Source organism: Bacteroides sp. LFL-34 (assembly GCF_027257075.1).
GTDB lineage: Bacteria > Bacteroidota > Bacteroidia > Bacteroidales > Bacteroidaceae > Bacteroides > Bacteroides ovatus.
In genome coordinates, this window is record NZ_JAPQKZ010000091.1 from 1 (window position 1) to 7,121 (window position 7,121).

General features: G+C 54.1%; 7 protein-coding genes and 1 pseudogene. All 8 read right to left on the reverse strand.

All coding sequences use genetic code 11. From position 1 onward, the window contains the following. Positions 1 to 111: 111 nt before the first annotated feature. On the reverse strand, positions 112 to 1,467 hold the full coding sequence (gene traM / locus N5O98_RS26340; RefSeq protein ID WP_269496180.1) for a conjugative transposon protein TraM: 1,356 nt from the start codon (positions 1,465 to 1,467) through the stop codon (positions 112 to 114). Further along, the gene (locus N5O98_RS26345; RefSeq protein ID WP_004308924.1) at positions 1,448 to 1,756 is read right to left on the reverse strand and encodes a TraL conjugative transposon family protein; all 309 of its coding nucleotides are present in this window, start codon (positions 1,754 to 1,756) and stop codon (positions 1,448 to 1,450) included. Before N5O98_RS26345 ends, traM begins: the two co-directional genes overlap by 20 nt. Positions 1,757 to 1,762: 6 nt before the next feature. Beyond that, positions 1,763 to 2,386, reverse strand: a complete 624-nt coding sequence (gene traK, locus N5O98_RS26350; RefSeq protein ID WP_004308925.1) for a conjugative transposon protein TraK — start codon at positions 2,384 to 2,386, stop codon at positions 1,763 to 1,765. Between the two features lie 31 nt (positions 2,387 to 2,417). Beyond that, positions 2,418 to 3,422: a conjugative transposon protein TraJ gene (gene traJ / locus N5O98_RS26355; RefSeq protein ID WP_004308926.1), complete on the reverse strand. Its 1,005-nt coding sequence runs from the start codon at positions 3,420 to 3,422 to the stop codon at positions 2,418 to 2,420. 3 nt (positions 3,423 to 3,425) lie between these two features. Then, positions 3,426 to 4,055 (reverse strand): DUF4141 domain-containing protein, encoded by a 630-nt coding sequence (locus N5O98_RS26360; RefSeq protein ID WP_004308927.1) that lies wholly within the window; start codon positions 4,053 to 4,055, stop codon positions 3,426 to 3,428. A 30-nt stretch (positions 4,056 to 4,085) separates the two neighbouring features. After that, a complete protein-coding gene (locus N5O98_RS26365) occupies positions 4,086 to 4,469 on the reverse strand; it encodes a DUF3876 domain-containing protein (RefSeq protein ID WP_004308928.1) in 384 nt (127 codons plus the stop codon). A gap of 37 nt (positions 4,470 to 4,506) precedes the next feature. Further along, positions 4,507 to 7,011: a TraG family conjugative transposon ATPase gene (locus N5O98_RS26370; RefSeq protein WP_077154583.1), complete on the reverse strand. Its 2,505-nt coding sequence runs from the start codon at positions 7,009 to 7,011 to the stop codon at positions 4,507 to 4,509. Further along, a pseudogene (locus tag N5O98_RS26375) lies at positions 7,008 to 7,121 on the reverse strand (DUF4133 domain-containing protein); the annotation flags it as partial. The pseudogene N5O98_RS26375 and the gene N5O98_RS26370, both read right to left, overlap by 4 nt.

Below are 7,121 nucleotides of genomic sequence, written 5' to 3' on the forward strand. Positions count from 1 at the left end.
GATGCCCATAGCGAGGGCAAACATGATGATTACTTTTTTCATTCTACTTTGGATTTTAGTGGTAAATAAAAATTTGGTTGTTGTTTTTTTAGTCGTTGATTGTTATTGTTTTCAATCTCTGTCCTGATATAGCATGACCTTGTATCCGGATTTCAGATGCACCTTGACGGTACGCATCTTCTTGGCGATATACTGGCTCGTGCCTTGTATCAGCCCCTTGCCCAAGTCGGAGGCGAGCTGCGCCCCTGCGTTGGTGGAGATATTAATGCTGCTGCCCAGCGAGCCGCCCATGTTGGCGGCAACCTCCCTGACGGCGTTCATCTCCATCGAGTTTGGAATGAAGATGCCGGGCTGTCTGTCCGTGTCATACACCGCCAGTTCTACCGGGATAATCGTACCTGCGTACTCCAGCGAAGTAATTTCAATATCGAGTCGTTCGCCCTGAATCTTTGCCGTGCCTACCACCACTGCATTGCGGGGTATGATTTTGTCCGCCACTGCCATCGGCTCCAGCAGCCGTAATCTTACCGCCTGCCCGTCAGTCACACTCTGCGCCCCATAGACACACGCCGATATGGTGTTCCTGTCCGATACAGTCGTGACACCCACCGCCGTATTGAAACTGCGGTTGCGCTCCTGCGAGAAGGAGGCGACAAACTCAGCGTTGCTCATCGGCTGTGAGAGCGAAGATACCACCTGATGCGTTACCTGCCTGACAGGTGCAGCCGTGTTCTTTCCGGCTTTCTGCACGGGGTAAGGCTCTGCCGCCTGTCCGACAGGTGGCTGTGTGCCGTTCTGCCCGCCCATGTACTTCGCCGCCAGTTCATAGGACTTCTCCATGAGTGCCACTTGGTCATCCATAGCGGATGCCTTGCCTTTCTCGGTTTCCAGTTCCGATTCCAGCGAGGCGATACGCTCTAACAGTTCGTCCATTTCCGCGTTGTCGTTCTTCGGCTGCTCATAGAAGTTGCCGAGCGTGGTATTGAGGTCGCGGTAGGCAGCTGCGGAGGATTGGATGGTTTTCGGAGCGGATGATTTTGCTGTTGCATCTTCCGCATTTCCGGGATTAGCAAGGTCGAAGTCCCTGCCGCCGTCCGTTTCCGCCACCTCGCGGTCGAACATATCGCCCAGTTCCTGCATGGCGCGGCTGCGGTTCTCCTGCCGTTCCTCCATTGCTCCCTGTTCGTAGGCTTTCGCCTTGTCGCCGATGATCTGGCGGTTCGCCTTGTCAGCGTCGGGCATTTCGATGTTGTAACCACCCGTTCCCGGTTGCTGCTCCTTGTCGGAAGACGGGGCGAATATCAGCCACATAGCACCGATGAATACCAGCACTATAGCGGGCAGCACTATCATTTTCTGACGTTTCAGCCTTTGGGCTTCGGTCAGCGGCTTGCGCTCCTTCTTCGGTTTCCCGTTGTCGGGAGCCGCCTTGTTCTCGTTTTTAGGTTCATTCTTCGTCTGTTCCATATAAATAAGGTATTACATTATGATTGTTGTCCGGCTTTATGGACAGTTCCACCTGTCCGGCATGGTCTGTTACCATCCGGCTGCCGTCATTCCTGCCGATTTCATAGACGGCTTTGCCGAAGGTGTAGAGGGCAAGCACCGCAAAGGCGGCGAGCATCGCCAGCACGATGCGCCTGCGTGTCTTCGGGGGCAAACCGTCCAGATAGCCTTTGAGCCTTGCCACCAGCATTTTCTTTTTGTCGTGGAGCTTCCAGTACGCACGCCAAAATGATTTTTTGATTTTCTTCATGTCCGTTTACCTTTTGATGGTTTGTAAATCCTTGTTCTCGATGATGGTGAATCCCTCGATGGTGAAACCGTTGGGATTGTCGTCCGAACGGGACGAGTTCAAGAGGCGGCACGTAGTCACGAGGCTGCGCTCGGTGACGTTGCTCTGCCGGATGATCTTCTGCGTGGCGTAGGTCACGGCACGGTAGGGATAGCCGTTGAAATCGCACACCACGCTGTCCACCTTCAACACCTGATTGATGTTCCCGGCGATGATGCGGTTGTAGTACCCCTTCTCGGCAAAGTCCGAATAGTAGTTGTACACGCTTTTGTCCGCTAATAGCAGGGCGCGTTTCACGTTATGCTCTATCGCGCTCTTTTCGGGTGAGAGCGTGAAGAACAGCTCGTGGAAACGGCGCACGTGTTCCCTCGCTTCTGCCGGACGGTTCTGCGACAAGTCTTGCGAGAGAGCCAGCATCAGCGACTTGCCGTTGTCCAGCACGTAAATCTTTTCCCGTTGCCGCTCCGCGAAGCGGTAGGAACTCCACACGCTCCATACCGTTATTACGGCACACAACGAGAGGAAGACGATACCGAACAGGCGTATCTGCCTGAACGATGATTCGATGTTTTTAAGTGACTTAAATTCCATTGTTGTTTATTCGTTTTTAATTGTCAGTTGATTATTTCAGCAGCTTCCCGACACGTCCGACCACGTTTCCTGCGGCTGCGCCCGCCACGCTGCCCGCCATACTTCCGGCTCGTCCTGCCGTCTGGTTCACGTTGCGACCGTAGCTTCCCATGCCTCCGGCTTGGATAATCCAGCCTGCTACCGTGGGGATGGTGAAGTAACCAATGATGCCGATTATCATGAAGACGATGTACACCCCGTCGCTCGAATCCAGCGAGAAGTTCGGGTCAGCCTGCATCCGTTCGATGTCGCTTTGCAGCATCAGCACTTGTATCTTCGCCAGTATGGTGCTGAACATATCCGACACGGGCAGCCACAGATAGACCTGTATGTAGCGGCATATCCACTGTGTAAGCGTGCTTTGGAAGCCGTCCCACACCGATATGGCGAAGGCTATCGGACCGAGTATCGCCAGCACCACGAGGAAGAACGTGCGGATGGTGTCTATCACGAGGGCGGCGGCTTGGAACATCAGTTCCAGTATCTCGCGGAAGAAGTCGCGGATGCCCTTCTTCATGTTGTACATCCCGCGCTCGATGTACATCCCCGCCATCGTCACCATGTCGCCGGGCGACCAGCCCAGTTCTTCCAGTTGTTTGTCAAACTCCTCATTTGACACGAGGTAGGCGGTTTCGGGATTGCGCATCATCGCTTCGTACTCCAGTTTGTCCTTCTGCTCACGGTATCGGTTCATGTCCAGCGTTTCCGCCTCCAGCATCTTTGCCGTACCCTGCACGACGGGCGACATGATGCTGTTTATCGTACCCAGTACCACCGTCGGAAAGAACATGATGCACAGACCGATAGCGAACGGGCGGAGCATAGGGAACACGTCTATCGGTTCGGCTCTCGCCAGCGACTGCCATACCCGGTAGGCCACATAAAAGAGTGCGCCCAGCCCGGCGATGCCTTTCGCCACGCCCGCCATGTCCCCGCATAGCGGCATCATCTGTTCGTAGAGCGAGCGCAGAATTTGGTGAAGGTTGTCGAAATTCATAGGCTACCAATATCTTTCGTTCATGTTCCCGTACAGCCCCATGATGCGGTCAAGGTCGTTTTTCTTCTTCGCACGCAGGTAACTCACGCTAATGTTCTTGTTGGTGTAGTAGCTCACGAGGTTGCGGTAACGCTTCATTTTGGAGTAGCAGCGTTCCACCACGTCCATGCGCTCCTTGTCCGTCATGGAGAGCGTGGTGATATTCACCACATTCTTCAGTTCCGTCAGCACATCGTTGGATTCCTCCAATAACTTGGTGTAGCCAAAGGCGATGGCTCCCAGTTCCTCCACCGTGAAGTTGTCGTCACGCATCATCTTCTGGAAACTGGTCACATAGGTGTCGGTGATGTCACCCACCATCAGAATGGTCTGCTGCACCTTCCGGGCGTCCTTTACCAGATTGTTCACGGATTTGAGTGCGTCGTAATACTTCTTGCCCTGTTCGTAAATCTTCACGGTCTCTTGAAAATTTTTTATCATATTCTGGGCGGTCGTGGAAGTGTGTACCACGTTCTTCGAGGTGTTCACGATGCTCTGCGCGATGTTGGACGGGTCTATCACCGCCCACTGTGCGCTTGCCCTGCCGACTGCAAACAGGCACAGGCAGATAATAAGTGTTATTCTTGTTCTCATGTTACTTTGGATTTTAGTGGATTTCATTATTTATTGCTCGCCTATCGGATGGTCCGGTTTCGGGTTCACACGCACGTAGTCCCCGTTCGGCGAGAAGGTCAGGATGTCCGTCGCCTCGTTGTAGGACACGTCGATGCGGAATCCGGTGTTCATGAACAGATTGCCGTTCTCCTCCTGCAAGAGATAGGTTTCCGGCTTCAGCTTGCGGCGGATGCCGCTCCGCTTGAATACCGTCACCTTATAGGCTTCGCCCTCCTTGTAGATAAGCACGTCGGGCTTGCCCTCCACACTCTCCCAGTTTCCGCAAAGCAGGTCGCGTCGGTTGTCCGTTATGTCGCAGGATTGCAGCACCATGACCGCCAGCCCGATTAAACACTTGCTGACTTGCAGCATTTTCGTTCTTGATATACTCATACGCATTTTCTTTTTTAGTTGATGAATCTGTTTCTATTTATTCCTTTTTTCTCCGCCTTTCGGCAAGCTGCCGGATGACGGCTTCAATGTCGCCGCCCAACTGTTCCGCCAGACGGTAAACCTCTACTTTTTCCGTTTCTTCGGTGGTGTACGCCAGATACTCTTCAGCACTAACTTCGGTGGCATAGACTGCCGACTGCGTGCCGCCCAGTCCTATCCACACTTCCTTGTAGAGCCTTGACGGGTTGTTCGCCATGTTGATGGAGAGTATCTGCGACTTCTCTTTCTCCGTCAGACCCAACAGGGACTGTATGGCATCAAACTTGTTCATGTACTTCCGCTGGTCAAGGAGTATCTTGCAGTCGGAGTTGTTGATGATGCTCTCCTTGACGACGGGCGAGGAAATGATGTCGTCCACCTCCTGCGTCACCACGATTGCCTCCCCGTAATACTTGCGCACGGTCTTGTACATATAGCGCAGGTACTCAGCCATGTTCGCCGAAGATAGAGCCTTCCAAGCCTCTTCCACTATCAACTGTTTCCTTACGCCTTTCAATCGGCGCATCTTGTTGATGAAGGCTTCCATGATGATGATGGTCACCACAGGGAAAAGCTCGCGATTTTCCTTTATACTGTCAATCTCGAAGACGATGAACCGCTTGCCGAGCAGGTCGATGTTCTCCGTGGAGTTGAGCAGGAAGTCGTAGCGTCCGTCCCGGTAATACTGCCGCATGGTGGTGAGCATATTGTCGATGTTGAAGTCGGACTTCTCCACCTTTATCTCACGTTCCGCCAGTTCGCGGCGGTAGTCGTCGCGCATATACTCGTAGAAGGTGTTGAACGAGGGGACGATGCTCCGGTCAGCCCTGATACGCTCGATATAGGCGTTCACCGCACTGCCCAGTTCGCCGCTCTCCGTCTTCGTCACTTTGTCGTCCTCCGACTTCCAGAGCGTCAGCAGCAATGTCTTGATGCTGTCCTTTTTCTCCACGTCGAACACGTAATCATCGGTGTAGAACGGGTTGAACGAAATCGGTTTCTCCTCCGTGTAGGTGAAGTACACGCCGTCCGCCCCGTTTGTCTTGCACCGGATCATCTCGCACAAGCCCTGATAGGAGTTTCCCGTGTCCACCAGCACCACGTGCGTACCCTGCTCGTAGTATTGCCTCACGAGGTGGTTCATAAAAAAGGATTTGCCGCTGCCCGAAGGACCCAACACGAACTTGTTGCGGTTGGTCGTGATACCCCGCTTCATCGGCAGGTCGCTGATGTCGAGGTGCAACGGTTTTCCCGTAAGCCTGTCCACCATCTTGATGCCGAAGGGCGAGAGCGAACTGCGGTAGTTGGTTTCCTCCGTGAAGAGGCACACCGCCTGCTCGATGAATGTATGGAAACTCTCTTCCGCCGGGAAGTCCGCCGCGTTGCCGGGCATCGCCGCCCAGTAGAGCGTCGGGCAGTCGATGGTATTGTGGCGCGGCACGCACTCCATGCTTGCCAGCTGGCTGCCCACATCGTTCTTGATATGCTTCAGTTCCTCCGCGTCATCGCTCCACGCCATGACGTTGAAGTGCGCCCGTACCGAGGTCAGCCCGTAGGAATGGGCTTCGTTCAGGTACTGGTCTATCCACTCGCGGTTGATGCTGTTGCTCCGGCTGTATCGGGATAGCGACTGCATATTCCTTGCGGACTTCTCGAACTTCTGCAAATTTTCCTCGCTGTTGTCGATAATCACATACTGGTTATAGATGTGGTTGCAGGAAAGCAGCAGCCCCACGGGGGAGGCGAAGGAGAGGCGACAGTCCGAGCGGTCGGTGGAGAGTTTCTCGTAGCGGATGTCGGTAGCCACCTTTCCTGGCATATCCTCCGCGTCGGAGAGGGTGTGCAGGCACAGGCGGTTGTCACCGATACGCATTTCTTTTGCCGAGAGGTCGATGTCCTGCAAGGTCGTGTCGCCTTCGGGCATGAGCGAGAAGTAACGCTCTATCAGCCCGGCGGACTTCTCCGTCCCGACAATCTCGTCGGTGGAGAGGCGGCGCAGCCTCACAAAGCCGCTGTCGTTCATGATGCGCTCGAACTGTTCGGCGGCCTCCATGAACTTCCCGGCGGTTTCCTTGTCCAGCTCCTTCGGGATGATATGTCCCCGGCACAGCGTACTGAAGTTGCTCTGCATACGGTTACGTTCTTTCGTCGTCTTGGTCAAGTAGAGATAGCAGGAGTGTTTCAGGTACGGACGCTCGTTGAAGTGGCGTTCAAAGGAACGGCTCAAGAAACTCATGTCGTCCTTCTGTAACTCCGGCATATATTTCTCCTTGATGAACCAATCCTGCTTATGCACGACGCAGAAGTACGGCAGCACCTTGATAGCCTTGCACCAGCAGCCGTGTATCGCCTCGTACTCTGCGCCCGTCACGGTGTAAAGCTCCGGCAGTTCCACCTCAAAAGCCACCGTGATGTCGGCGTCTTTGGAGATGATGCAGCCATGCTCCACCGCCAGCAGGGGGAACTTGTTTTCCAGTGTTGTCATTTTGGATGTATTTCTCATGTCGTTTCTTCCTTTCGTTGCCGTTTGAGTAATCGGGTGATCCGCCGTCGGTTGATAAGGTATCGGGGATGGCTCCTTGCCGCTCCCAATTTCATCAGCCCGTGTTCGCC